Here is a 24724-nt window from a genome sequence, read left to right as displayed (position 1 = left end):
TCAGCGTCCGGCCGTCCTGGCGCGCGCCTCCCAGCGCTCGCGGGTCAGGGCAAAGAGCACATGGTCGGCCCATTTCCCGTCGATCTGCAGATAGTTCTCGGCGTAGCCCTCTTCCCGGAATCCGTTTTTTTCAAGGACGCGGCGGCTGGCGGCGTTGTGCGGCAGGAAGGCGGCGTGCAGGCGGTGCAGGCCCAGCGTATCGAAGTAGAACGGCAGCAGCACGCCGACCGCTTCCGACATCAGGCCGCGGCCGGCGAAATCCTCGCCCATCCAGTAGCCGAGATTGCCGTATTGCGCGGCACGGCGGCGGATGTTGGAGAGGGTGAGGCCGCCGACCAGCATCTCGCCCGCGGCGGTCTTTTCGAACAGCAGGAAGGAATAGTCGGTGCCGCGCCTGGCCTCGCCACGGCCGCGCAGCAGGCGCGCGCCGAAGGCCTGGCGGTTGAGGTCGGCTTCGGTCCAGCGCGGCTCGAACGGCTTCAGGAACTCGCGGCTCTTGCGGCGCAGCGCGCGCCAGGCCTCGAAGTCGCGGGCGCGCGGCGGACGCAGCACGACCCGTTCGCCGGTGAGGACGGGCGTGGGATCGCGCACGAACCAGTTCAGCATCACCATCGGCAGCGACTTCAGCTCTTGAGCCGCGAGGCGATGACGTCGTAGTCGGGCAGCTTCGCCACCGGGCCGATGCCGGCAAGCGAGACGTTGCCCTTGTCGAGCACCTGCCGGGCGATCTGCTTCACGCGGTCGGCGGTGATGCGGTTGATGCGATCGACGGTTTCCTGCAGCGGAATGGTGCGGCCCCACAGGATCTGCTGGCGGGCCAGTTGGCCGGCGCGCGAGGATGGGCTTTCGAGCGACATCAGCAATCCGGCGCGGATCTGGTTGCGGACGCGCAGCACCTCCTCGTCGGTGATGGTCTCGGTGGCGCGGCGCAATTCGTCGAGCACCACCGGCAGCAGGTCGGTCACCTCGTTTTCGCCGGTCGAGGCGGCGACGCCGAAGATGCCGCTGTCGGCGAAGGCCCAGTGGAAGGCGTAGACCGAATAGCAGAGGCCACGCTTTTCCCGCACCTCCTGGAACAGCCGCGAGGACATGCCGCCGCCCAGGATCGAGGCGAGGATCTGCGCGGCGTAGAAGCCATCGGAATTGTAGGCCCTGCCCTCGAAGCCGAGGACGATATGGGCCTGCTCGTGGTCGGACAGCAGGCGCTGCTCGCCGCCGACATAATGCGCCTTCTCGGGCACCGGGGCGCCATCGGCCCTGAGGTCGTGGAAGCGCTTGTCGGCGATCTCGACCAGGGCGTCGTGGTCGACATTTCCGGCGGCGCAGACGACCATCTGGTCGCCCACATAATTGCGCTGCATGTAGTCGCGGATGGTCTCGGGCGAAAAGCTCTTCACCGAGTCCACGGTGCCGAGGATGGTGCGGCCGATCGGCTGGTCGGGATAGGCCGCCTGCTGGAACAGGTCGAAGACGTGGTCGTCGGGGTTGTCGCGGGCGGCGCCGATCTCCTGCACGATCACCTGCTGCTCGCGGTCGAGCTCGTGCGCGTCGAACAGTGAGTTCTGCAGGATGTCGGCGAGGATGTCGCCGGCCAGCGGCACGTCCTCCTTGAGCACGCGGGCGAAATAGCCGGTGTGCTCCACCGAGGTCGCGGCGTTGAGGTCGCCGCCGACGTTCTCGATGGCCTCGGCGATCGCAAGCGCGGTGCGCGAGCGGGTGCCCTTGAAGGCCATGTGCTCGAGCACATGGCTGATGCCGTGCTCGGCGACGGTCTCGCTGCGCGAGCCGGCCTTGACCCAGATGCCGAGCGAGGCGCTTTCGAGATGCGGCATGTCGTCGGTGATGACGGTCATGCCGTTGGCCAATGTGGTGGTCCGCACGCTCAACTTCCGATCCTCCCGGCCCGGGTTCGCGCGCGGATGAACTGCTCCACGGCGCCCTGGTCGTTGGCCAGGATGTCGTAACGCTCCGGCCGGCCATAAAGATCAGACAACCATGCCGGCAGGGCCGGTTCAATGCCCGTGGCGGCCTGCACCGCGGCCGGAAACTTGGCCGGATGCGCCGTGGCCAGCGTCACCACGGGGGCATCGCCGAGCTCGAGGCCCTGGCCGACGGCAACGCCGACGGCGGTGTGCGGATCGAGCAAATAGCCGGCCTCGCGGAAGGTTCTGGCGATGGTGGCGGAGGTTTCGGCCTCGTCGGCGCGGCCGGCGGCGAAGCTTTCGCGGATGGTGGCGATCGCCCTGGGCGGGAGGGTGAAATGGCCCGATTGCTGCAGGCCGTTCATCAGCCGCTTGAGGGCGCCGGCATCGCGGTCGAGCGCCTCGAACAGCAGGCGCTCGAAATTGGACGAGACCTGGATGTCCATCGACGGGCTGATGGTGGGCACCACCCCGCCGGTCTCGTAGGCGCCTGTCTCGAGGGTGCGGGCGAGGATGTCGTTGGAGTTGGTGGCGATCACCAGATTGGCGATGGGCAGGCCCATGCGCTTGGCGGCGTAGCCGGCGAAGATATCGCCGAAATTGCCGGTGGGGACGACGAAGCTCACCGGCCGGTGCGGGGCGCCGAGGGAGACGGCGGCGGTGAAGTAGTAGACGATCTGCGCGACGATGCGGCCCCAATTGATGGAGTTGACGCCGCTCAGGTGCAACTCGTCGCGGAAGCCCGGCGCGCGGAACAGGCCCTTCACGATCGACTGGCAGTCGTCGAAGGTGCCTTCAAGCGCAATGTTGTGGATGTTGGCGTCGAGCACCGTGGTCATCTGCCGGCGCTGCACCTCGGAGGTGCGGCCCCTGGGGTGCAGGATGAAGATGTCGGTGGTGTCGCGGCCGCGGAACGCCTCGATGGCGGCGGAGCCGGTGTCGCCGGAGGTGGCGCCGACGATGGTGGCGCGCGCCTGCCGCTCGCTGAGGATGTGGTCCATGACGCGCGACAGGAACTGCATCGCCACGTCCTTGAAGGCCAGCGTCGGGCCGTGGAACAGCTCGAGCACGAAGCGGTTCGGCGCCAGCTCGACCAGCGGCGTCACTGACGGATGGCGGAAGGTGGCGTAGGCCGCGTCGATGATGGTCCGCAGCCGATCGGCAGGGATTTCGCCGCCGACGAAGCGCGAGATGACGGCGAACGCCACGTCGGCATAGGGCTTGCCGGCGAAGGCGGCGATATCGGCGGCGGAGAGGTGCGGCCAGGTTTCGGGCAGGTAGAGCCCGCCATCGCTGGCGAGGCCGGAGAGCACCGCGTCGGAGAAGCCGAGAACCGGCGCCTCGCCGCGGGTCGAAACAAAACGCATCAGGGGAAGCCCCGTTCGGAAGTTGGCGGAACTTAGAGAAAGCGGGGGGGCGGGGCAAGAAAAACAGGCCCGGCCCGGCAGATCACGCGGATTTGCCGACCTCCGGCACCGGCCGGAACTGGCGCCAGACCCAGCCGGCGAGCAGGCACGGGGTAAGCAGCGCGAAGCCGAACCAGGTCAGCGCATAGCCGAAATGATTGTTGGGGAAGTCGATGGTGGTTTCGCCGCCCTGCGGCAGCGCCCCCGCCGCGCCGGCCGGCGCGTCGATGGTGAGGGCCAGCACCGGGCCGGAGACGCCGGCGATCGCGGCAAGGCGCGCGGGATCGCGTACCCACTCGATGCGGTGGGCGGTGTCAGGTCCGGGGGTGAAGGCGCCGGCCGGCTCGGGGGCGACGCCGATGCCAGTGATGGTCTGCGGGCCCGCCGGCACAGTACCGCCCTGCGCGAAGGCGGGGGCGTTGGCCTGCGGGACGAAGCCGCGGTTGACGAACACGGTGCCGCCGCCGGCGTCGAGCGGCACCATGACCCAATAGCCGGGGCCGCCGAACTTGCCGCGGGGCTCGGAGAGGCTGGTGAAGACCAGCACGGTCTTGTCGGGCTCGTAGGTGCCGGTGACGGTGACCGGGTGGTAATTGAGGCCGTCGAGATCGACGAGGTCCCAGCGGTCGGGCGGCGGCAGGACGGAGGGCGCGGCGGTGTAGCGCGCCTCGACGTCGGCGATCAGGCCTTCCTTCCACGCCAGCCGCTGCACCTGCCAGACGCCCAGCCCGACGAACAGCACGGTGAGCGCCAGCATCAGCACGACGAAGGCCCAGAAGCCCGGCCGCGACAGCGGCGAGCGGGCGGCGGCGACGCCGTTCACTGCGCCCTGCCCTCGCCGGCGCCGCGCTGGTATTGCAGGGCGATCATGGTGGCCTTGAACGGCCGCAGGAACAGCAGCGACAGGATGATGATGGTGGGAATCCACAGCACCAGATGCATCCACGGCGCGGGATGGAACAGCGCCTCGACGATGAAGGCGAGGATGATGACGATGGGGGCCACGGCGAAGATCACGAACACGGCCGGACCATCGCCGCTGTCGGCGAATTTGAGGTCGAGGCCGCAGCTCTCGCAGACCGGGGCGACCTTGAGGAAGCCCGAGAACAGGGCGCCCTCGCCGCAGCGCGGGCAGCGGCAGGCGAAGCCGGCGGCAAAGGGGGAAACGAGGCTGTCGGGCATGGCTCTCTTGCGGCGTGACCGGCCGGGGCAGGATCACCCGGACCGGCAGCTAGTATAGCGTGGCCTTGAGGCGCGGCGGTAGCTCGCGGTCGTAGGTTTCGGCATCGATGCGATCATGCGTCACAGCCGCGAGGATCTGGCCGGTGGACGGCAGCGCCGAACGGGGAAGCCGGCGCTCGGGATTCCACAGCTCGGAGCGGATCACGGCGCGCGAGCACTGGAAGAACACGCTCTCGATGTGGATGCGCAGCAGCGAGCGCGGCGGCTTGTCGCCGACGGCGAAGCGGGCGAGCAGCGCCGGATCGACGGTGATCTCGGCGCGGCCGTTGACGCGCAGCGTCTCGCCGATGCCGGGGACGAGAAAGAGCAGCCCGACGCGCGGGTCGTGCAGCACGTTGCGGAGGCTGTCGATGCGGTTGTTGCCGCGGCGGTCGGCCAGCAGCAGGGTCTTGTCGTCGACGATCTCGACGAAGCCGGGCGCATCGCCGCGCGGACTGGCGTCGAGCCCATGCGGGCCGGCCGTCGCCAGCACGGCGAAGGGCGAGGCCTTGATGAAGGCGGCGTAGTGGGGATGGAGGTAGCCGATCTCCTTGAGCGCGGAGGCCTCGTTGACGGCGCCGTAAAGCGCCTCGAGCGCGGCGGGGTCGCGGATGATGTGGGGATCGGTCACTTGCTATCCTTCGAGCGATGGCAGCAGTCGGCGCGTGCAAACAACAAGGGCGCAGCTAGCGCCGCGCCCCGATGAAATCCAGTGCGACTTCCGTCGATCAGCCGGCGTGCGGGATGCCCCAGCTGCCCCAGACGTAGATCGAGGCGAACAGGAACAGCCAGACCACGTCGACGAAGTGCCAGTACCAGGCGGCGAATTCGAAGCCGAGGTGGTGGCGCGGCGTAAACTGGTTGGCGTTGGCGCGGATCAGGCAGACGATGAGGAAGATGGTGCCGATGATCACGTGGAAGCCATGGAAGCCCGTGGCCATGAAGAAGGTGGCGCCGTAGATGTTGCCCGAATAGGCGAAGCCGGCGCGCGAATATTCCAGCGCCTGCACGCAGGTGAAGCACAGGCCCAGCGCGATGGTGAGCGCGAGGCCCCAGCGCAGGCCCTTCTTGTCGCCGTGGATCAGCGCGTGATGGGCCCAGGTGACGGTGGTGCCCGAGGTCAGCAGCAGCAGCGTGTTGAACAGCGGCAGGTGGAAGGGATCGAACAGCTCGACGCCATGCGGCGGCCATTGCGTGCCCATGAAGTCGACGCGGGCATATTGCTCGGTGTCGCCGTGGCGGAAGAACTGGTCGAAATAGGCCCAGAACCAGGCGACGAAGAACATGATCTCGGAGGCGATGAACAGCATCATGCCGTAGCGGTGATGCATGCGCACGACCGGGGTATGGTCGCCCTCCTGGCCCTCGGCGATGACGTCCGACCACCAGGCGTACATGGTGTAGAGCACGCCCACCAGGCCGAGCAGGAAGATCCACGGTCCGGCGATGTTGACGCCGAAGAGCACCAGTTCCTCGCCCTTGTGCGACTTCATGTAGGCGATGCCGCCCACCGCCATGACGAACGCCGAGATCGACCCGACCAGCGGCCACGGGCTCGGGTTGACGAGGTGATAGTCGTGTTGGGGCTTGGCGTGTCCTGCGTGAGCAGCAGCGGCGTCGGCCATGGTCAGCTTCCCTTATTTTTCGAAGCGTAGAACGTATAGGACAGGGTGATGTCGTGAATGGTGCGCAAATCCGGGTCCTTGTCGATATCGGGATCGACGAAGAATGTCACCGGCATCTCGACCGTTTCACCGGGCTTGAGCGTCTGCTGGGTGAAGCAGAAGCACTGGATCTTGTTGAAATAGCTGCCGGCGAGCTCGGGCGTGACGTTGAACGCGGCCTGGCCGGTGACGGTCTTGTCGGAGAGGTTGCGGGCGATGAAATCGATGGTCTGTACCTCGCCGACCTTGGCGGTGGCGGGCTTGGCCGGCGTCACCCGCCAGGGCAGCGAACCGTCCATGTTGGCGTCGAAGCGCACCGTCATTTCGCGGGCGATGACGCCCTTGGGGTTGCCGGTGGCGACGCGCGTGGTGCCGCCATAGCCGGTGGCGGCGCAGAAGGCATAGTAGAGCGGCACCGCGGCGTAGGCGGCACCCACCATGCCGGCGGCGACCAGCAGCAGGATCAGCCCGACATTGCGGTTCTTGCCGGCGGGGGGCGTCTGCAGCGTGTCGTGAAGGGTATCGTTGGTCATCACAAATCCCGCTGTGTGAAGATGGCCGGGCCCATCTTGGCGATGGTCAGCACGTAAAAGATCGCGACCAGTGCCGCGAGCACGAGGCCAAGCGCGATGTTGTTGCGCCGCCGCCGCTTGCGGAGGGCCTCGTCGTCGGATTGCGGGACGATGGGTGCGTTCATCAGGCCCACCATCCCAGGATCAGCGCCAGGTGATCGACCAGCAGCGCAAAGAAGATCACGGCGAGGTAGCTCAGCGAATAGGTGAAGAGCTGGCGGGCGAGCTGCTTCATGGCCAGCCGGTCGGGCGCGGCGTAGAGGCGTGCGGCGAGATAGACGAACGTTGTTCCAGTCACCACGGCGACGGCGCCGTAGATCCAGCCGGACTGGTGCAGCGCCACCGGCAGCAGCGTGGTGCCCACGAGGATGACGGAATAGAGCAGGATCTGGAATTTGGTGGCCGGCTCGCCGGCGACGTTGGGCAGCATCGGGATGCCGGCGGCGCCGTAGTCGCCCTGCTTGTAGAGCGCCAGCGCCCAGAAATGCGGCGGCGTCCACAAAAAGATGATGAGGAACAGCACGATCGAGGGCAGCGAAATGTCGCCGGTGACGGCGGCCCAGCCGATCATCGGCGGGAAGGCGCCGGCGGCGCCGCCGATGACGATGTTCTGCGGCGTCGAGCGCTTGAGCCACATCGTGTAGATGACGGCGTAAAAGAAGATGGTGAAGGCCAGCAGCGCCGCGGCGGCGAGATTGGTCGCGAGCCCGAGGATGGCGACCGAAAAGCCCGAGCAGATGATGCCGACGGCGAGCGCTTCGCCACGGCTGACGCGGCCGGCCGGGATCGGACGATTGGCCGTGCGGCTCATGACGGCGTCGATGTCGGCGTCGTACCACATGTTGAGCGCCCCGGAGCCGCCGGCCCCGATGGCGATGCACAGGATGGCGATGACGCCGACGGCCGGGTTGATGCCACCCGGCGCCAGCAGCAGGCCGATGATGGCGGTGAAGACGACGAGCGACATCACCCGCGGCTTGAGCAGCGCGACGTAGTCCTCTACGCGCGCGCCGCCGGCCGTGGCGATGTAGCCCTTGCTGTCGTCAACGAAAGCCACCGTCCGCGCCTTTAGTGTCCGCCGGTACCCGCGTCGATCCGCGGCAGCGTCTCGAATTGATGGAAGGGCGGCGGCGAGCTCAGCGTCCACTCGAGCGTGGTGGCGCCCTCACCCCACGGATTGGCCGGAGCCGGGATGCGCTTCCGCGCCGAGTCCCACAGGATGTAGAGGAACAGCAGCAGGCCGACGAAGGTGATGTAGTAGCCGGTCGACGACACCTGGTTCCAGAAGGCGAACGCATCCGGATAGTCGACGTAGCGCCGCGGCATGCCGCTGAGGCCGAGGAAGTGCTGCGGGAAGAACACCAAGTTCACGCCGATGAAGGTGATCCAGAAGTGCACGGCCGCCAGCCTCTCATTGTAGAGGATGCCGAACATCTTGGGATACCAGTAGTACCAGCCGGCGAAGATGGCGAACACGGCGCCCAGCGACAGCACGTAGTGGAAGTGCGCCACGACGTAATAGGTGTCGTGCAGGGCGCGGTCGACGCCGGCATTGGCGAGGATCACGCCGGTGACGCCGCCGACGGTGAACAGGAAGATGAAGCCGATGGCCCACAGCATGGGCGGCCGGAAGGTGATGGAGCCGCCCCACATGGTGGCGATCCACGAGAAGATCTTCACGCCCGTCGGCACCGCGATCACCATGGTGGCGGCGACGAAGTAGCGCTGCACGTTGAGGCTGAGCCCGGTGGTGTACATGTGGTGGGCCCACACGATGAAGCCGACGCCGCCGATGGCGACCATGGCGTAGACCATCGCCATGTAGCCGAAGATCGGCTTCTTGGAGAAGGTCGACACGATGTGGCTGATCATACCGAAGCCGGGCAGGATCAGGATGTACACTTCGGGGTGGCCGAAGAACCAGAACAGGTGCTGGAACAACACCGGATCGCCGCCGCCGTCGGGGGCGAAGAAGGTGGTGCCGAAATTGCGGTCGGTCAGCAGCATGGTGATGCCGCCGGCGAGCACCGGCAGCGACAGCAGCAGCAGGAACGCCGTCACCAGCACGGCCCAGGGGAACAGCGGCATCTTGTGCAGAGTCATGCCCGGGGCGCGCATGTTGAAGATGGTGGTGATGAAGTTGATGGCGCCCAGGATCGAGCTCGCGCCCGCAAGGTGCAGCGACAGGATGACGAAGTCGATGGCCGGGCCGGACTGGCCGGAGGTGGAGAGCGGCGGATACAGCGTCCAGCCGCCGCCCGCGCCGGTGGCGCCGGCTTCGCCAGCCGGCATGAACATCGAGATGAGCAGCAGCGCGAAGGCCGGCGGCAGCAGCCAGAACGAGATGTTGTTCATGCGCGGGAACGCCATGTCCGGGGCGCCGATCATCAGCGGCACGAACCAGTTGGCGAAGCCGCCGATCATGGCCGGCATGACCATGAAGAAGATCATGATCAGCGCGTGGGCGGTGGTGAAGACGTTGTAGAGATGCTTGCCCTGGTCGAGGGCTTCGGCGCCGGAGGTGCCGTAGACGATGGAGGCGAGGCCGTGGAAGATCTGGATGCCCGGCTCCTGCAGCTCAAGGCGCATCATGCCCGATAGCAGCGCGCCGATGACGCCGGCGATGAGCGCGAACACAAGGTACATCGTGCCGATGTCCTTGTGGTTGGTGGAATAGAGGTAGCGGCGCCAGCCGGTGATGTGGCCATGGTGCTCGTGGGCGGTGCCGGCGGGAGCTTCATGGGCTTGGAGGGCGTGGGTGTCGGCCATGTTGGCGTATCCTCTGTCTAAACTCTTGGCGCCTTAGGCGGCCGGCTGCTCGGCCGAAAGCGGCGGCAGCGTTTTGTTGGCATCGGTGACCGAGCCGGCCTTGAGCGCATTCATCCAGGTGTCGAACTGCTCTTTGGAGACGACGCGCACGGCGATCGGCATGAAGGCGTGGTCCTTGCCGCACAGCTCGCGGCACTGGCCGTAATAGACGCCTTCCTTGCGCACGTTGAACCAGGTCTCGTTGAGGCGGCCCGGCACGGCGTCCATGATGACGCCGAAGGACGGCACGGCGAAGGCGTGGATGACGTCGGCGCCGGTGACCTGCACGCGCACGGTGGTGTCGACCGGCACGACCAGCATGTTGTCGACGGCGAGCAGGCGCGGCTGCACCGGGGTCTGCTTCAGGCGCTCGTCTTCGCTCAGCAGGTTGCTGTCGAAGCTCTTGTCCTGGTCGACATAGTCGTAGGTCCAGTACCATTGCGAGCCGGTGGCCTTGACCGTGAGGCCGGGGGCCGGCACGTCGACCGAGCCGAACGAGAAGATGTTGGAGCCGAGATATTTGCGCACGCCGTCGGGCATCGTCACCTGGTCGGTGAGCACGGCGAAGGACGGGATGGCGATGATGACCAGGATGATCACCGGCAGCGCCGTCCAGATCACCTCGATCAGGGTGTTGTGGGTAAAGCGCGCCGGCACCGGGTTCCGCCGGGCGTTGAAGCGGAAGACGATCACCCCCAGCAGCACCAGCACCAGCAGCGAAATGCCGACTGCCACCGTCAGCAGGATGCCGTCGTGGAAGGCATGGATGGAATCCATGATCGGGGTGACGGAGCCCTGCATGCCGATTTCGCCGGGGCTCGGCTGGCCCGTGGCGGCCGTCGCGAGGCCAGGGGTCAAGGCTGCGAGAGCGCCGAGCGCGATCCCAAACTTCCGGAGCATCTGACCGGCCACCTATAACCCCCTTGAAATCCCGTTCACGCGCCTTTGCGGCGGGCCGGAGGAGGGAGTGGGAGATGCGGCATAGCTAACGCCGCCCCGACTCAACCCCCCGGAGCGCCAAGTAGGGCCGAGCTAAATCACATCGACGTAGGCAACGCAATTCCGCCACAGCGCCGCCTCGTGCGTCAAAATGCTCTGAAAGCGCGGCGGAACGATGCCTCACGGACGCCTTGTTTGTCGCTGCTTTCTTGCCCGGCGCGGTTGCCAGCGGCAATGGCCGCGGGTAACACATCGACTGCCCCCAATTGGCGGCGGTGGAGGCAAGGAAAGAGTGCGTCACGTGATGCCGACGTTTATCAGCCGTGCAGCGGCGCTTCTGGCCTGCGCGGCCCTGACGATGCTGCCTTCGTTCGCCACCGCCCAGGGCGTGGTCAAGGCCCAGTACGGCGACTGGCAGATGAGCTGCGACACCCCGCCCGGCGCCAGCTTCGAGCAGTGCGCCATCATCCAGAACGTCACCGCCGAGGACCAGCCCAATGTCGGGCTCAGCGTCATCGTGCTGAAGACCGCCGACCAGCAGGCCCGGCTGCTGCGGGTGCTGGCGCCGCTGGGCGTGCTGCTGCCCAACGGGCTCGGGCTCAATATCGACGGCACCGACATGGGCCGGGTGGCGTTCGTGCGCTGCCTGCCCAATGGCTGCGTCGCCGAGGTGGTGATGGACGACGCGCTGCTGAAGCAGCTGTCGACCGGCAAGACCGCGATTTTCGTGGTGTTCAAGACCCCCGAGGAAGGCATCGGCATCCCGGTGTCGCTCAAGGGCTTTGCCGACGGGTTCAAGCAGCTGCCGTAGGACCGGGCTTTCTTGTGCTCCGGGCCTGAGCCATCCCGAACGGGCTCCCCTGGCCAATCGCTGACGCAAAAAAGCCGGGTCCGAAGACCCGGCAGTCGGTCAGGAAACAGGCCGGAGACCGGCCAAATCCGCGTCCCGGGCGCGCTGGGCGCCCGAAACCGCGAAACTTGCGGAGAATTTCAGCGACGGCCGCCGAGGCGCAGCGTGCGGCGATCGGCGAGGAGCTTGGTCGGCCGGTGCTCGGCGTGGAGCGCGTCGAACAGGTCCGAGCGCTCGATGCCGAGGTCGCGCAGGCGGTACGGATCGAGCTCAAGAAGGCTTTTGAGGGCCACGCGCTGGTTCCGCTCGGCGCGCAATTGGGCAAACCAATGTGCGACCAGCCGGAGGGGGTTGAGCGACAGCGGGGCGGCAGCCGGCCGCTCGCCCGAAAGCACGAGCGCCATGAGACTTCTCCATTTTCCAAGGGCCGCCAGGGAGTTGGCGGCGATGATCCGACAATCGTCGATTGCCGATGCGAGCGTTCTAGGCTCTGGACACTCATTCGTCTAACAAATAGATTTCATCCAGATCATCAAAATCGGTGATGGAGACTCCGATGTCCGTGCCGCTCGATCTCGACCAGTTGCAGAGCTTCTGCGCCATTGCCGATTGCGGCAGCTTCACCGAGGCGGCGCGGCGGGTGAACAAGACGCAGTCGGCGGTGTCGATGCAGATCAAGCGGCTGGAGGAGCGGCTGGGCCATGCACTTCTCTCGCGAGATGGCAGGTCGGTGGCGCTGACTCAACACGGCGAGGCGCTGTATGCGCGGGCGCGCAAGATGCTGAAGATCAATGCCGAGATCATGGACGAGTTCTCGGACGAGGATCTGAGCGGGGCCATCCGCTTCGGGCTGCCCGACGATTATGCGGTGCGGCTGCTGCCGGTGATCCTGTCGAGCTTCCAGCGCACGCACCCCAAGGTGATGATCGACGTGACCTGCGGCTCGTCGCAGACGCTGCTCGAGGGGATGAAGCGGGGCAAGTACGACATCATCGTGTTCACCCAGGGCACCAACCACGAATATGGCGAGCTGTTCCGCACCGAGCCGATGTACTGGGTGGCGGCGCAGGGCGGCCAGGCGCTGAACATGGACCCGCTGCCCATTGCCGGCGGCCAGCCCTGCTGCTGGAAGGACAACGCGGTGGAAGCGCTCGACCGCATCGGCCGCGACTATCGCGTCGCCTATACCTCGTGCAATGCGCTGGGCATCGCGAGCGCCGTTCTAACCGACCTCGCGGTGGGCTTTTTGCCCGAGAGCGCGCTGCAGCCGGGCATGCTGGCGATCGCCGAGGACCGCAATCTGCCGCGGCTGCGCGACGCCGAGATCGCATTGATGCGGGCGAGCCATGCCTATGGCGGCATCTTCGACGCGCTGGCCCGCCACATCGTCACCAGCATGGGCAATCTCGACACGGCGGAGCCGATCCGGGTGGCGGCGGAGTAGGCCGCCGTTGCCACTTTTCCTGAAAACGCTCTAGCTTGCCGCCCGGGAGGGACGGCGGTGGATTTCGCGTACAAGGCCTTCATCAGCTACAGCCATCGCGACACGCGCTGGGCGCAATGGCTGCTCACGGCGCTGGAGACCTATCGGCTGCCCGAGAGCGCCGCGCGCGGCGTCGGCAAGGTGTTCCGCGACCGCGACGAGGCGGGCGCCGCAAGCGACCTCAAGGACGAGATCGAGCGGGCGCTCGCGGCCTCCGAGCACCTGATCGTCGTCGCCTCGCCGAACTCGGCGCGCTCGAGCTATGTCGAGGCGGAAATCCGCAGCTTCGCCGCGGCGAACGCACATCGCGCGGTGCCGGGCAAGATCCTGACGCTGATCGTCGCCGGTGCGCCGCACAGCGCCGACGCGGCCGAGGAATGCTTTCCGCCCGCCCTGCGCGGCGGCCTGCTGAAGCCGGACGGCGCGCCGGTCGAGCCGCTGGCCGCCGATGCCCGTTCGGTCGGCGACGGCAAGGCGCGGGCGCTGGCCAAGCTGGTCGCCGGGCTGATGGACATCCGCTACGACGCGCTGGTGCGGCGCGACCTGCTGCGCCGCCGCCGCAACCGCCTGCTGGGCCTCGCCGCGTCGGTCGCGGCGCTGGCCGTCGCCGGTGCGGTCACGGCCGTGATCGTGGCGCAGACCCTCGAGCAGGGCCGGCTGCGTGCCGCACAGGAGGTGGCCGAGCGCGATGCCCGCACCGTCGCCGCCGGCAACGACGCCGACCGTGCCCGCCGCCTGCTCGATGGCGGCAACCCCGGCGCGGCGCTGGCGCTGGCGGAAAGGAGCCTGCCGCTCGACGGCTCGGTGCCGTTCATCCCGCAGGCCTACGACGTCATCTACCGCTCGCTCTACGACCGGCCGCAGGATGTCGACGTCGACCTTGCCGGCTACCACCAGGCCGCGCCGACGGTGCTGCCTGCCGGCCCGCACCACTATTTCGTCTACAACGACACCGGCACGGCGGCGATCTGGTCGCCCGACGCCGGCATCGTCTATCGCCGGGCCGATCTCGGCTGGAGCCAGCGGCCGTCGCTGGCGCTCGACGGCTCGGCCATCTTCGCCACCGGCATGCTGGCGCTCGAACGGCTGTCGCTGCCCGAGCGCATCTGGGACGACGTGAACCTCAGCGGCGTGTTCGGCGACCTGGCGCCGCCCGAGCACATCGCCGCCATCGACAGGACAAGCCTTTATGCCTGCCGCGGCGCCGACATCGTGAAGCTGACGATCGACGCGCAACGGCGCGCCGGCGCAGCCTGGCGCCTCACCCTGCCCTCGCCCTGCACCGGTCTCACGGTGAAGCCGAACGGCAATGCGGTGGCCGGCGTGCAGACCTTCGCGGCCGAGATCGACCCGGCCGGGCAGATCACGCAGGTGGTCGGGCCGGCCGGGCACACCTCGGCCGAGCGCCTGCATGCGACCGCCAGCAGCATCGTTCTCTCCAGCGCCGCCGGCACCTACGTCTATCGCAACGGCAGCAAGGCGCCGCTGATCGTGCCGAAGCGCGGCATGGACTATTCGGCGTTCGATCCGACCGGACGCAGCTTCATCTATCCCGACATCGCCAACGAGCGGCTGGTGGTGGTCGACCTCGCCGATGGCGGCACCCGCAGCCTGCCCTGCGTCTGCCTGTTCGCCGGCTACGGCCGCGACGGCGAATTCTTCACCATCGCCGGCCGCGAAATCGCCGCCTATCGGCTCGACACGCTGGCGCCGACGGGGGTGTCGCACACCCTTGCCGCCGAAGCCGACAGCTTCGCCTATCTCGCCGGCGACGACATGCTGATGGCCCTGCGCCGGGCGGGGCCGGAGACCATCGCCACGCTCAAGACGTCCGGCACGCCGACGACGCTGATCGACGGCAGCGGCGACCCGCGCACGGCACTGCTCGCCGCCGCCTTCACCGGCACGCACAGCGTGGTGACGCGCGAGCTCGGTCCGGCCGGCCTTTCCTTCCGGCTGCTCGATGCGACGACCATCGGCACGCCGCCGCAGCCGCCGGCGACGCCGCTCGGCAGGACCGGCGGGATCGCGACCGCCGTGCCGCTGGCCGGCGGCAAGCTGGCCATGATCGATCCGGCCCAGGATGACGGCGCGAGCCTCAGCGTGCTCGACGGCGACAGCGGCGCGGTGCTGTGGAGCAAACGCGTGCCGGTCGCTCCGGACCTGCATGCCGGCGACCGCTTCGTGGGCCTCGAGACGGCCGATGGACTGTCGATCTACGACGCCGTTACAGGCGCGACGGCGCCGCTGGCGACCAACCTGTTCAACTGGAGCATCGCCGGCGACCGGCTGGTCGGCGGCACCCGCGCCGGCGGCGCGACCACGCTCGCCGCCTATGCCCTCGGCGGCGGCGCCCCCGCGGCGCTGTGGAGTCGCCCGGTCGGCGTCGGGCCGCTGGTGCTGTGCATCGCGCCGCAGGCCGGGCTGGTTTATGCCATGGGCCGCACCGCCAACGGACTGCAGTTCGACCGCTGGCAGCTCGCCACCGGCGCGCCCGAACGGACGCTCGCGGTGCGGGAGAGCTCGCTCCTCACCGCCGACGGCATCGCGCCGGTGTTCGACATCGATTGCGACGCCGCGGCGCTGCGCATGGGCAGCGTCCGCGGCCAGCAATGGCGCTGGGACGTGGCGGGCGGCGCGCTGGTGGCGGAGGCCAGCCAGCCGGTGCCGCCGCGGTCACCCGGCGACGCGGGTACAGGCGTCGCCAGCCTGGCGGCCGTGGCCGACGGCCGCATCGGCTGGGACGATGCCGGCGCCTGGCTCTACGATCCGTCGGAGCGGCGCGTCGCCGCCGTGTTCGCCTCGGGCGGCGGCCGGCTGTCGTCGACGCTGTACCTGCCGCAGTCGGGCCAGGCGGTGCTCGGCTACGAGAGCGGGCGGGTCGAAATATGGGACGTGCAGCACCCGTCGGCGGCGATGATCGCCCTCGACGCGCATGCGGCGCCGGTGGTGTCGCTCGACTACGACCCGCAGCGCCGGCGGCTGCTCAGCGCGGGGCAGGACGGAACGATCCGGCTCTGGCCGCTGCCGTCGCCGCAGGAGCTGCTGGCCCAGGCAGGCGCGCGCTGATGTTTTCGCGAGCGGCGGATCACGCCTCGGCGTCGCCGGGCGGCAGGAAGCTGTCGATGTCGGCGCTCAGCTTCGGGGCGATGGCGTCGACGGCGCGGCGGAACTGCCGGGCCTGTTCGAGCTGTGCCGCAGGGGCAAGGCCGGGCTGGGCGTTTTCCTTGAGGCCGGCCGCCAGTTCCTGGTTGACGAACGTCCCCATGCGCAGGAAGGCGATGATGCCCTCGAGCTGGGCCTCGGTGAAATGCCGCATCATCAGCGGCCCGATCAAATCGTAGACGCCGAAGATGGTGTCGACCAGGGCGTTCAGATGCGGTGTCGGCTCGACCCAGATCTTGCGGCGGTCGAGCGGATCGCGGACGCGGGTGACGTAGCCGGCCGACATCAGCCGGTCGACCACCGCGGTCACGGCGCCCGTGGTCAGGCCGGCGTGGTTGGCGAGGTGTCCGGCCGACACCCTGCCCAGCCGCGTGATGATGTCGAGGCAGCGGCCATCGGTGTTGTTGGTGCCGAGGAATTCGCTCAGGCGCTCGTCGAACAGGTTGGTGGAGGCCTGGTTGACCCGGCTCAAATCGCCGATCTGGGACAGCAGGTCCAGGCGTCGATTTTGTCTTGACGCGTGAATATCTTTATCCATAAGATAATTATACGTTGAGATTTCCGGAGTCGCAAGCGCGATCAGGCGCATGGCAGGCCCGGCTTCGTATCGATCGCCCCGAAGGATGGAGCAATGACGGCTTACGCAGCGCCGTTCCGGCCGATCCGGAGCAGGGGACACTTCACGCACGAGGATTTCATGGCGACGGCGATGATCGAGGCCAAGGGCCTCAAGCGGACCTACAAGGCGCGCGGCAAGGACATCGAGGCGGTGCGCGGCATCGACCTGAGGGTCGAGGCCGGCGAGATCGTCGGCTTCCTCGGCCCGAACGGCGCCGGCAAGACCACGACGCTCAAGATGCTGTGCACCCTGCTCGCCCCGACCGGCGGCAGCGCCATCGTGGCGGGCAGCGACCTCAGGACCGACGCGGTCAATGTGCGGCGCAAGATCGGCTATGTCAGCCAGGCCGGCTCCACCTCGCCGGAGGCGGTGGTGGGCGACGAGATCATCAGCCACGCCCGGCTTTACGGCATCGACCGCGCCACGGCGACGCGCCGCGGCAAGGACCTGCTCGCGGCGCTCGACCTCGCCGAGGTCTGGTCGCGCACCTGCGGCTCGCTGTCGGGCGGGCAGCGGCGGCGGCTCGACATCGTCATGGGGCTGATCCACCAGCCGACGCTGGTATTCCTCGACGAACCGTCGACCGGGCTCGACCCGCAGAGCCGGGCCAATTTGTGGACGCATATCCGGTCGCTGCGCGACACGCTGGGCACCACGGTGTTCCTCACCACGCACTACATGGACGAGGCGGATTCGCTCTCCGACCGCATCCTGATCATCGACCACGGCACCATCGTCGCCGAGGGCACGCCGGCCGCGCTGAAGAAGCGGGTGTCGGGCGACGCCATCACGCTGACGCTGCGCGACGAGGCCGACGCGCAGCGCGCAGCCGGCATCGCCGGCGGGCTCGAGGGCGCCGATGCGCCGCAGACCGAGGCGCATGTGGTGCGCCTGCACGTGCCCGACGGCGGCCGCGCCCTGCCGGTGCTGCTGGCGGGGCTGACCAAGGCCGGCATCGACGCCATCGGCGTCGACGTCAACCGGCCGACGCTGGACGACGTGTTCCTGACGCTGACGGGGCGGAGTCTCAGGGATTGAGGAGCTGATAAAATGACGTTCTTTCGCGACACCTGGATCATCTTTTCGCGCTCGATGCGGCTCAGCCTCAGGCAGCCGCTGTGGGTGCTGATCGGGCTGCTGCAGCCGATCCTCTATCTGACGCTGTTCGGGCCGCTGCTGCAGAACATCGCGGCGACCTCAGGCTTCCAGGGCGATGCCTGGCAGGTGTTCGTGCCTGGCCTGCTGGTGCAGCTCGGGATTTTCGGCGGGCTGTTCGTGGGCTTCGGCATCATCGCCGAATGGCGCTCGGGCGTGATCGACCGGCAATTGGTGACGCCGGCGGCGCGCACCTCGATCATCGCCGGGCGGACGCTGCGCGACGTGGTGGTGATCTCGGTGCAGGCGATCGTGCTGGTGGGCTGCGCCTATCTGCTGGGGCTGCGCGTGCCGCCGGCGGCGCTGCTGATCGGGCTGGTGCTGGTGGCGCTGCTCGGCGCCGCGTTCTCGTTCATCTCCAACGCCATCGGCATCGCCACCAAGAGCGAGGACGCGCTGGCGCCGCTGGTCAACACGCTGGCGCTGCCGATCCTGCTGCTGTCGGGCATCCTCTTGCCGATGAACATCGCGCCGCGCTGGCTGCAGATCGCCTCGGACTTCAACCCGTTCAAGCACATCGTCGAAGCGCTGCGCGCGGTGTTCCGCGGCGATTTCACCAACCCGATCGTGTGGATCGGGGCGCTGCTGGCGGTGGTGCTGGTGGTGCTCGGCGCCTGGGTGGGCGCACGGACGCTGACGGCGCAGACGCGGTAGCAAGACAGGCTCTTGTCACGCATCTCCCCACATCGTCATTCCCGCGCACGCGGGAACCCAGACCGAGCTCGCGGACGTCCGAACACTTCGCCTGGATTCCCGCTTTCGCGGGAATGACGATGTGGATTGCGCCGGGGCGGATGGCCACAGGCACCGAGTCCAGTCCCGCCCCCTCCACCACGCTGCGCGTGGTCCCCTCCCCCGCAAGCGGGAGAGGTGCGCCGACTGTTAAATCTCTGCTTCGTCGAAAATCCTGGTCACGTCGCCACCCCACTCGCCATGGTATTTGTCGAGCCAGCGTTCGGCGGGGGTCTTGTTGAGGGCGAGGGTCTGTTCGAGGCAGGCGAGGTACTGCTCTTCGCCGAGACCGCGGCGCTTGAGGCCGGCCTGGGCGAGGGCCAGCACGTCGCGGGCGATGTCGGAGACGAGGCAGCCCTGGAACGGGGTGTGGATCGCCGTTCTGGGAACGGCGCGGCGCAGCGTCCAGACCTCTTCGCCGGTCCAGTCCCTGATGCGGTCGGCGGCTTCATCAAGCGCGTCCTCGTCATAGAGCAGCCCGACCCACAGAGCGGGCAGCGCCAGCACGTGATCGCGGTCGCCCATGTCGGCGCCGCGCATTTCGAGGAACTGCTTGAGCCGCACTTCCGGGAACAGCGTCGAGAGGTGGTCTTCCCAGTCCTTGACCGTCGGCTTTTCACCGGGGAGCTGCGGCAGCTCGCCCCGAAGAAACGCGCGAAAACTCTCGCCGGCGACGTCGACGTAGCGGCCGTCGCGGATGACGAAATACATCGGCACGTCGAGGGCGTGCTCGACATAGCGGTCGAAGCCGAAGCCGGGCTCGAACACGAAGGGCAGCACGCCGGTGCGGGCGGTGTCGGTATCGAGCCAGATGTGCGAGCGGAAGCTCAGATAGCCCGAAGGCTTGCCGTCGACGAAGGGCGAATTGGCGAACAGCGCGGTGACGACGGGCTGCAGCGCCAACGACACGCGCAGCTTTTTCACCATGTCGGCCTCGTCGGCGAAATCGAGGTTCGCCTGCACGGTGGCCGAGCGGTACATCATCGAGGTGCCGAGCGTTCCGACCTTGTCCATGTAGGGGGTCATGATGCCGTAGCGCGATTTGGGCATGCGCTTCAGCTCGGACACGCTCCAGAGCGGGGTGACGCCGAGGCCGAGGAAGTGGATGTTGAGCCCCTGCCCCACGGCGTGGCAGTCGGCGAGGTGCGCGTCGAGCTCGGCGGCGGCGCCGTGGATGGTTTCCTGCGGCGCGCCGGAAAGCTCGAACTGGCCGCCCGGCTCGAGCGAAATGCCGCCGACCGGGCCGAGATTGCGCAGCCCGATGGGGGTGTCGCGGTCGTAGAAATACTCCCAGCCGGTGCGCGCCTTGATGCCGGCGAGCAGCGCGCCAATGCCGTCGCTGCCCTCGTACGGGACCGGGCGCAGCGGGTCTTTGCGGTAAACGTGCTTTTCGTGCTCGGTGCCGACGCGCCACTCGGATTTCGGTTTGCCGCCACGGGCCAGGGCATGAACGAGATCGGCGCGCGAGGCGATGAGCGGCGAGGATTCGGCGCCAGCCATGAGAACTCCGGAACGAGACCAAGCGCCGGACGGGGCGCCGGCTCGGGCCGGGACAATAGCCGGCGATTGCCCGAAAGCAATGCTTTTATCGCCAATCGCCGATGATTGCCTGAACCAGGGCCAAAGCCGCCACGGCGGCGGTGTCGGCGCGCAGAATCCGGGGGCCGAGACTGATGGGAACGACGAAATCCTGCGCCAGCAGCAATTCGCGTTCGGCGTCGGAAAAGCCGCCCTCGGGGCCGACCAGCAGGCCGACCGGCAGGCCCTGCAGGCGGCCGATGCTGTCGACGGGGCTGGCCGAGGGCGCCGCCTCGTCGGCGAACAGCAGGCGGCGCAGGCCCTGCGCCTGCCGCCAGCCCGCGACCAGCGGACGCAGCTCGATCTCGGCAGCGACGCGGGGCACGCTCAGCACCTCGCATTGCTGCGCCGCCTCGAGCACATAGGCCTCGAGCTTGTCGGCGCGCAGCCTGCGGGTCTGGGTGAATTCGGTGAGCACCGGCTGGATGGTGCCGGCGCCCATCTCGGTCGCCTTCTGCACCACATAGTCGAGGCGGCCGATCTTCAGCGGCGCGAAGCCGAACCAGAGGTCGGAGGGCGGCGTCTGCGGCGAGGCCTGCCCGGCGACATCCAGCGTGGCGCCCTTCCTGCCGGCCTTGGCGATCCGCGCCAGCCAGGCGCCGTGGCGGCCGTTGAACAGGATGGCGGCGTCGCCCTCCTTGAGGCGCAGCACGTTGACCAGGTGGTTCGTGGCCTCGGCATCGAGCATAACCGTCGCGCCGGCGGCGAGGTCGGCCTCGACATGGACACGCGGCAGCGATCGATGGGCGCGGGGCATATTGCGTTGGGCGGTTGGCGGCGGGATAAGACCGGCGCATTACCGCACGAGAGCCCGACCATGCCAAGTCCTTCGGCGCAAACTCCCGAGGCGCCCCCGACCAGCGCTCCCGTCGCCGACGCGCAGCGCGGCAACTGGGTCGACAGCTTCGCCCCGGCCTGGCTGAAGCCCTATGCGCGGCTGGCGCGCTGGGACCGGCCGACGCCGCTGCTGCTGCTGTTCTGGCCCTGCTCGATGTCGCTGGCGCTCTACGCGCTGGCGACGCCCGGGCACGGCTTCAACTGGTGGGCGATGCTGCTGTTCCTCGTCGGCGCGGCGGTGATGCGCGGCGCCGGCTGCACCTTCAACGACATCGTCGACACCGACATCGACATGAAGGTGGCGCGCACCCGGCTCAGGCCGATCCCCTCCGGGCAGGTGACGAAGCGGCAGGCGGCGGCGTTCCTCGTGCTGCAAGGGCTGGTGGGGCTGCTGATCCTGGTGCAGTTCAACATCTTCACCATCTGGCTGGGCGTCGCGTCGCTGGCGCTGATCGCGATCTATCCGTTCATGAAGCGGGTGACGTGGTGGCCGCAATTCTTCCTCGGCCTCGCCTTTTCGTACGGCGCGCTGGTGGGCTGGGCGGCGGAAGCAGGAAGCCTCGCGCTGCCGCCGGTGCTGCTCTATGGCGGGGCGATCCTGTGGACCATCGGCTACGATACGATCTACGCGCTGCAGGACATCGAGGACGACGCGCTGATCGGGGTCAAATCCACGGCGCGGCTGTTCGGCAGCCGGGTGCGGCCGATCACCGGTCTGTTCTATGCCGGAGCGGTGGTGCTGTGGCTCGCGGCGGCGCTGCTGGCCGGCGGCGGCCCGGTGGTCATGCTGGCGATGCTGGTGCCGGTGGCGATCCTCGGCTGGCAGGTGGCGACGCTCGACCGCACCATTGCCGGCAACGCCCTCACCCGTTTCCGGGCCAACCACTGGGTTGGACTAACGGTGACGCTGGCGCTGCTGATTGAACTGACGTTCTAGGTCTCATGTCCAGTGGCTGGGCCCCCGCCCCCTCCCCGCAAGGGGGGGCGATGAGCCGCTGGCGCGGTGGTGCAGTCGGGCATCCCTCCCCCGTTTGCGGGAGGAGCCGGGGGTGCGGGCCAAGTGCGCCGGCTTCGAGGATAGATCGTTCTAGTTGGAGACGACCGCGCAGGCGCCGCCGGCTTTTTGCAGGCTGGCGCAGAGTGTCTCGGCGTCCTTGCGGGTGGCCCGGCCGATTTCGACGCGGTAGCGCAGGGCGCGGCCGAAATTGGGATTGCGGCGGGCGACCAGCATCAGGTCCTCGCCGTCGAGCACCCTGGCGTGGCGCGCCTGCAGGCGGGCGAAGGCGCGGCGGGCGGTGGCGGGCGAAAAGAATTCGGCAAGCTGGATGCCCCAGGGCTGCACGATCGCCGTGGGCGGGGTGAAGTGCTTGTCCATCCTGCTGGTTTCGGCGAGCGCAATGCAGGCCTCGGCGAACGATTTGTCGGCGGACAGCGCATAGTCCGTCGTGGCCACGTCGCCCGCCAGCCAGTCGGTCACCGGAATGCCGGTCACGATCTGCACGTAGTCGATGGTCTCGGCGGCGAGGTCGCCCGTGCCGGCGATGAAGCGGGCCACGCGGTTCTCGCCGCCATTGTAGGCGGCCGCCGCAAGCCCGAGATTGCCGAATTTGCCGCGCAGCTGGTCGAGATAGTGCGCCGATCGCCACAGCGCCTCGGCGGGGTTGTAGGCGTTCGTCAGCCCCTGGATGCGGCCCGTCGCGGGCATGAATTGCGCAATCCCGGCGGCGCCCGCCCAACTCACAACATTGGCGTTGAAGTGACTCTCCTGCCAGATGAGCCGGGCGAAATATCCGGGCGGCAGATGGGCGGCCTGCGCGTCGCGTTCGATTGCGTTGCAGACGTCCGAGGTATAGCCTTGCGCCTAGATGCAACTCGACCGCGGCCGGCCGTCGTCGAGTTCCCGTTCAAAGCAATAGGACGCCAGGACCGGCGCCGGAGCGGCCATGCTGCTTGCGGCCGTCCAGGTGCCGACGCTCAGGAAGAGTGCAAAGACTACCGCTTGGACCGATCGGGGCATCGCCTCGGTAAGCTCCCATGGCGGCATATCGTTCACAAAGGAATTTGACATGAAGCAGGTGAAACTGGGGAGCCAGGGGCTCGTCGTCAGCGCCGAAGGACTGGGCTGCATGGGGATGAGCGCATTTTACGGGCCGAGCGACGAGCAGGAGAATCTGTCGACGCTGGCCCGGGCGATCGAGCTGGGCGTGACGTTTTTCGACACGGCCGAGATCTACGGGCCGTTCAAGAACGAAATCCTGCTCGCCAAGGCGTTCGCCGGCAAGCGCGACAAGGTGCTGATCGCCACCAAGGTGGGCTCGGAAGTCAGCGACAGCGGCGAGCGCGGCCCGGTCAACGGCACCCCGGCCTACATCAGGAAGGCGATCGACCGGTCGCTGAAGCATCTGCGGACCGACTATGTCGACCTCTACTACCTGCACCGCATCGACCCGAAGGTCGAGATCGAGGAGTCGATCGGCGCCCTGAAGGAGTTGGTGCAGGCCGGCAAGGTCCGCTACATCGGCGTCTCGGAGGCCGCGCCGGCGACGATCCGCCGGGCGCATGCGGTGCATCCGCTGACGGCGGTGCAGACGGAGTATTCGCTGTTCGAGCGGTCGCCCGAGAGCAACGACGTGCTGAAGACGGTGCGGGAGCTGGGCATCGGCTTCGTCAGCTACTCGCCGCTCGGCCGCGGCTTCCTCACCGGCCGGCTCGACGCCAGCGCGCTGCCGGCCGACGATTTCCGCAAATCGATGTATCCGCGGCTGGCCGAGGAGAACATCGCGTCGAACCAGGCGATCGTCGACCGGATCACGCGTGTTGCGACGCAAAAGGGCGTGACTCCCGGGCAGATCGCGCTCGCCTGGACCATCGCGCAGGGCACGACGCCGATTCCCGGCACGCGGCGGATCAAATATCTCGAAGAGAACGTTGCGGCCGCCGACATCACGCTGAGTGACGGCGATCTCAAGGCCCTGGACGACGCGGCGCCGGTGGGCGCGGCGGCCGGTACGCGCTACAGCGAAGCCGGAATGGCCGCGCTGAACCACTGACGCCGGACGCAAACCGGCCCGCCACTCGAAAGTGACGGGCCTGGCAGCGCTTTGGAGGTCGCTATCGGGGAGGCGCGGCCAGTGGCCTCGCATAAAGGATAAACGGACAGGCGTCCGAAAAGTTGCGGTCAGCCGGCGTTGGTTTCGCCGGGCTGGCGGCGGTTGAGGAAGCGCGGGCGGCGCTCGCCTTCATGCGCCAGCTTGCGGCGCGCCACGTGCGGGCCGAGGGCCACGCCCGAGACCTGCTGGCTGTAGGGCAGAAGCGAGCCGTCGCCAGCCTTGATGTAGAGCGGCAGGCGCAGCTTCTTGCCCCAGTTCTGCCATTCGGCGACGACGTTGCCGTTGCCGACTTCCTCGAACACCTGGTAGTTCAGCTCCGGGTCGCCATGCACGAGCTCGATGGCGCTCGACAGCACGCCGTCCTCGGAGATGCGCGTCGACACCGCGACGCCGACGAATTCATCCACCGGCACCTTGATCTTGATGGCCACGCCCGACTTCTCGAGCTGCTTGCGCACGGTGACGGTCTTGACCGGATCCCTGGGGCCATTGTCGTTGGCCGGACCGAATTGACGGGCGGCGAAGGGAACGGCGGCAACCTCGGTCGCACTGCGCATTCCGAACATCAGGACGACGTTCGCCCCTTCGATCCTCACGCTCTGATCCATTTGATAGTCGCTTTCCTGTTAACCCCGAGAGCCTGGTTTTTATGACGCTCCCTTT

Annotated in this window: 25 protein-coding genes; 7 read left to right on the top strand and 18 right to left on the bottom strand. The window is 68.0% G+C overall.

All coding sequences use genetic code 11. The features are described from left to right. The 12 genes from BGO82_RS02975 to coxB form a co-directional block, all read right to left on the bottom strand. Positions 1 to 612 (bottom strand): GNAT family protein, encoded by a 612-nt coding sequence (locus BGO82_RS02975; RefSeq protein WP_291304060.1) that lies wholly within the window; start codon positions 610 to 612, stop codon positions 1 to 3. Between the two features lie 11 nt (positions 613 to 623). Further along, positions 624 to 1880 (bottom strand): pitrilysin family protein, encoded by a 1257-nt coding sequence (locus tag BGO82_RS02970; protein ID WP_291304434.1) that lies wholly within the window; start codon positions 1878 to 1880, stop codon positions 624 to 626. Between the two features lie 2 nt (positions 1881 to 1882). After that, on the bottom strand, positions 1883 to 3289 hold the full coding sequence (gene thrC / locus BGO82_RS02965) for a threonine synthase (RefSeq protein WP_291304059.1): 1407 nt from the start codon (positions 3287 to 3289) through the stop codon (positions 1883 to 1885). A gap of 82 nt (positions 3290 to 3371) precedes the next feature. Then, entirely contained in the window at positions 3372 to 4151 is a 780-nt protein-coding gene (locus BGO82_RS02960) for an SURF1 family protein (protein ID WP_291304058.1), read from the bottom strand. Beyond that, the gene (locus tag BGO82_RS02955; RefSeq protein ID WP_291304057.1) at positions 4148 to 4510 is read right to left on the bottom strand and encodes a DUF983 domain-containing protein; all 363 of its coding nucleotides are present in this window, start codon (positions 4508 to 4510) and stop codon (positions 4148 to 4150) included. Before BGO82_RS02955 ends, BGO82_RS02960 begins: the two co-directional genes overlap by 4 nt. 49 nt (positions 4511 to 4559) lie before the next feature. Continuing rightward, positions 4560 to 5180 carry a pyridoxamine 5'-phosphate oxidase family protein gene (locus tag BGO82_RS02950; RefSeq protein ID WP_291304056.1) on the bottom strand — a complete coding sequence of 207 codons (621 nt, stop codon included), beginning with the start codon at positions 5178 to 5180 and terminating at the stop codon, positions 4560 to 4562. Between the two features lie 97 nt (positions 5181 to 5277). Continuing rightward, positions 5278 to 6174, bottom strand: a complete 897-nt coding sequence (locus BGO82_RS02945) for a cytochrome c oxidase subunit 3 (protein WP_291304055.1) — start codon at positions 6172 to 6174, stop codon at positions 5278 to 5280. Between the two features lie 2 nt (positions 6175 to 6176). Then, entirely contained in the window at positions 6177 to 6746 is a 570-nt protein-coding gene (locus BGO82_RS02940) for a cytochrome c oxidase assembly protein (RefSeq protein WP_291304054.1), read from the bottom strand. Further along, on the bottom strand, positions 6746 to 6910 hold the full coding sequence (locus BGO82_RS02935; protein WP_291304053.1) for a hypothetical protein: 165 nt from the start codon (positions 6908 to 6910) through the stop codon (positions 6746 to 6748). Before BGO82_RS02935 ends, BGO82_RS02940 begins: the two co-directional genes overlap by 1 nt. Continuing rightward, complete coding sequence (locus BGO82_RS02930) at positions 6910 to 7812, bottom strand: heme o synthase (protein ID WP_291304433.1); 903 nt, start codon at positions 7810 to 7812, stop codon at positions 6910 to 6912. The genes BGO82_RS02935 and BGO82_RS02930 overlap by 1 nt, the downstream gene beginning before the upstream one ends. A 41-nt stretch (positions 7813 to 7853) precedes the next feature. Continuing rightward, entirely contained in the window at positions 7854 to 9554 is a 1701-nt protein-coding gene (ctaD, locus tag BGO82_RS02925) for a cytochrome c oxidase subunit I (RefSeq protein WP_291304052.1), read from the bottom strand. Between the two features lie 33 nt (positions 9555 to 9587). After that, complete coding sequence (gene coxB, locus BGO82_RS02920; RefSeq protein WP_291304051.1) at positions 9588 to 10451, bottom strand: cytochrome c oxidase subunit II; 864 nt, start codon at positions 10449 to 10451, stop codon at positions 9588 to 9590. A gap of 385 nt (positions 10452 to 10836) precedes the next feature. Here coxB and BGO82_RS02915 point away from each other — a divergent pair, with 385 nt between their 5' ends. Next, positions 10837 to 11343 carry an invasion associated locus B family protein gene (locus BGO82_RS02915; protein WP_291304050.1) on the top strand — a complete coding sequence of 169 codons (507 nt, stop codon included), beginning with the start codon at positions 10837 to 10839 and terminating at the stop codon, positions 11341 to 11343. Positions 11344 to 11522: 179 nt separating this feature from the next. Here the strand turns inward: BGO82_RS02915 and BGO82_RS02910 are convergent, their stop codons facing one another. After that, on the bottom strand, positions 11523 to 11786 hold the full coding sequence (locus BGO82_RS02910) for a DUF1127 domain-containing protein (RefSeq protein WP_291304049.1): 264 nt from the start codon (positions 11784 to 11786) through the stop codon (positions 11523 to 11525). A 152-nt stretch (positions 11787 to 11938) separates the two neighbouring features. Here BGO82_RS02910 and BGO82_RS02905 point away from each other — a divergent pair, with 152 nt between their 5' ends. Then, on the top strand, positions 11939 to 12826 hold the full coding sequence (locus BGO82_RS02905) for a LysR family transcriptional regulator (protein ID WP_291304048.1): 888 nt from the start codon (positions 11939 to 11941) through the stop codon (positions 12824 to 12826). Positions 12827 to 12883: 57 nt separating this feature from the next. Continuing rightward, the gene (locus tag BGO82_RS02900) at positions 12884 to 15934 is read left to right on the top strand and encodes a TIR domain-containing protein (RefSeq protein WP_291304047.1); all 3051 of its coding nucleotides are present in this window, start codon (positions 12884 to 12886) and stop codon (positions 15932 to 15934) included. A 19-nt stretch (positions 15935 to 15953) separates the two neighbouring features. On the opposite strand, the gene BGO82_RS02895 is transcribed toward BGO82_RS02900, so the two are convergent. Next, positions 15954 to 16502 carry a MarR family transcriptional regulator gene (locus BGO82_RS02895; RefSeq protein WP_291304046.1) on the bottom strand — a complete coding sequence of 183 codons (549 nt, stop codon included), beginning with the start codon at positions 16500 to 16502 and terminating at the stop codon, positions 15954 to 15956. 159 nt (positions 16503 to 16661) lie between these two features. Here BGO82_RS02895 and BGO82_RS02890 point away from each other — a divergent pair, with 159 nt between their 5' ends. Next, positions 16662 to 17687, top strand: a complete 1026-nt coding sequence (locus BGO82_RS02890; protein ID WP_291304045.1) for an ATP-binding cassette domain-containing protein — start codon at positions 16662 to 16664, stop codon at positions 17685 to 17687. Positions 17688 to 17699: 12 nt separating this feature from the next. Then, positions 17700 to 18458 carry an ABC transporter permease gene (locus BGO82_RS02885; RefSeq protein WP_291304044.1) on the top strand — a complete coding sequence of 253 codons (759 nt, stop codon included), beginning with the start codon at positions 17700 to 17702 and terminating at the stop codon, positions 18456 to 18458. 228 nt (positions 18459 to 18686) lie between these two features. Here BGO82_RS02885 and BGO82_RS02880 read toward each other — a convergent pair whose 3' ends face one another. Together BGO82_RS02880 and BGO82_RS02875 are read right to left on the bottom strand one after the other, a co-directional pair. Beyond that, positions 18687 to 20036 (bottom strand): glutamate--cysteine ligase, encoded by a 1350-nt coding sequence (locus BGO82_RS02880; protein ID WP_291304043.1) that lies wholly within the window; start codon positions 20034 to 20036, stop codon positions 18687 to 18689. 85 nt (positions 20037 to 20121) lie between these two features. Then, positions 20122 to 20871, bottom strand: coding sequence for a 16S rRNA (uracil(1498)-N(3))-methyltransferase (locus BGO82_RS02875; protein ID WP_291304042.1), 750 nt, complete (start codon positions 20869 to 20871; stop codon positions 20122 to 20124). Between the two features lie 60 nt (positions 20872 to 20931). On the opposite strand from BGO82_RS02875, the gene ubiA reads away from it, so the two are divergent. Continuing rightward, positions 20932 to 21888 carry a 4-hydroxybenzoate octaprenyltransferase gene (gene ubiA, locus BGO82_RS02870; protein WP_291304041.1) on the top strand — a complete coding sequence of 319 codons (957 nt, stop codon included), beginning with the start codon at positions 20932 to 20934 and terminating at the stop codon, positions 21886 to 21888. Between the two features lie 150 nt (positions 21889 to 22038). On the opposite strand, the gene BGO82_RS02865 is transcribed toward ubiA, so the two are convergent. Continuing rightward, positions 22039 to 22779: a lytic transglycosylase domain-containing protein gene (locus BGO82_RS02865; protein WP_291304432.1), complete on the bottom strand. Its 741-nt coding sequence runs from the start codon at positions 22777 to 22779 to the stop codon at positions 22039 to 22041. A 238-nt stretch (positions 22780 to 23017) separates the two neighbouring features. On the opposite strand from BGO82_RS02865, the gene BGO82_RS02860 reads away from it, so the two are divergent. Next, on the top strand, positions 23018 to 24001 hold the full coding sequence (locus BGO82_RS02860; protein WP_291304040.1) for an aldo/keto reductase: 984 nt from the start codon (positions 23018 to 23020) through the stop codon (positions 23999 to 24001). A gap of 128 nt (positions 24002 to 24129) precedes the next feature. Here the strand turns inward: BGO82_RS02860 and BGO82_RS02855 are convergent, their stop codons facing one another. After that, positions 24130 to 24669, bottom strand: coding sequence for a DUF6101 family protein (locus BGO82_RS02855; protein ID WP_291304039.1), 540 nt, complete (start codon positions 24667 to 24669; stop codon positions 24130 to 24132). Positions 24670 to 24724 lie beyond the last annotated feature (55 nt).

The organism is Devosia sp. 67-54 (genome assembly GCF_001899075.1).
Classification (GTDB): domain Bacteria; phylum Pseudomonadota; class Alphaproteobacteria; order Rhizobiales; family Devosiaceae; genus Devosia_A.
The sequence above is the reverse complement of the archived record's forward strand: the minus strand, read 5'-3'. Positions and strand labels throughout refer to the sequence as shown.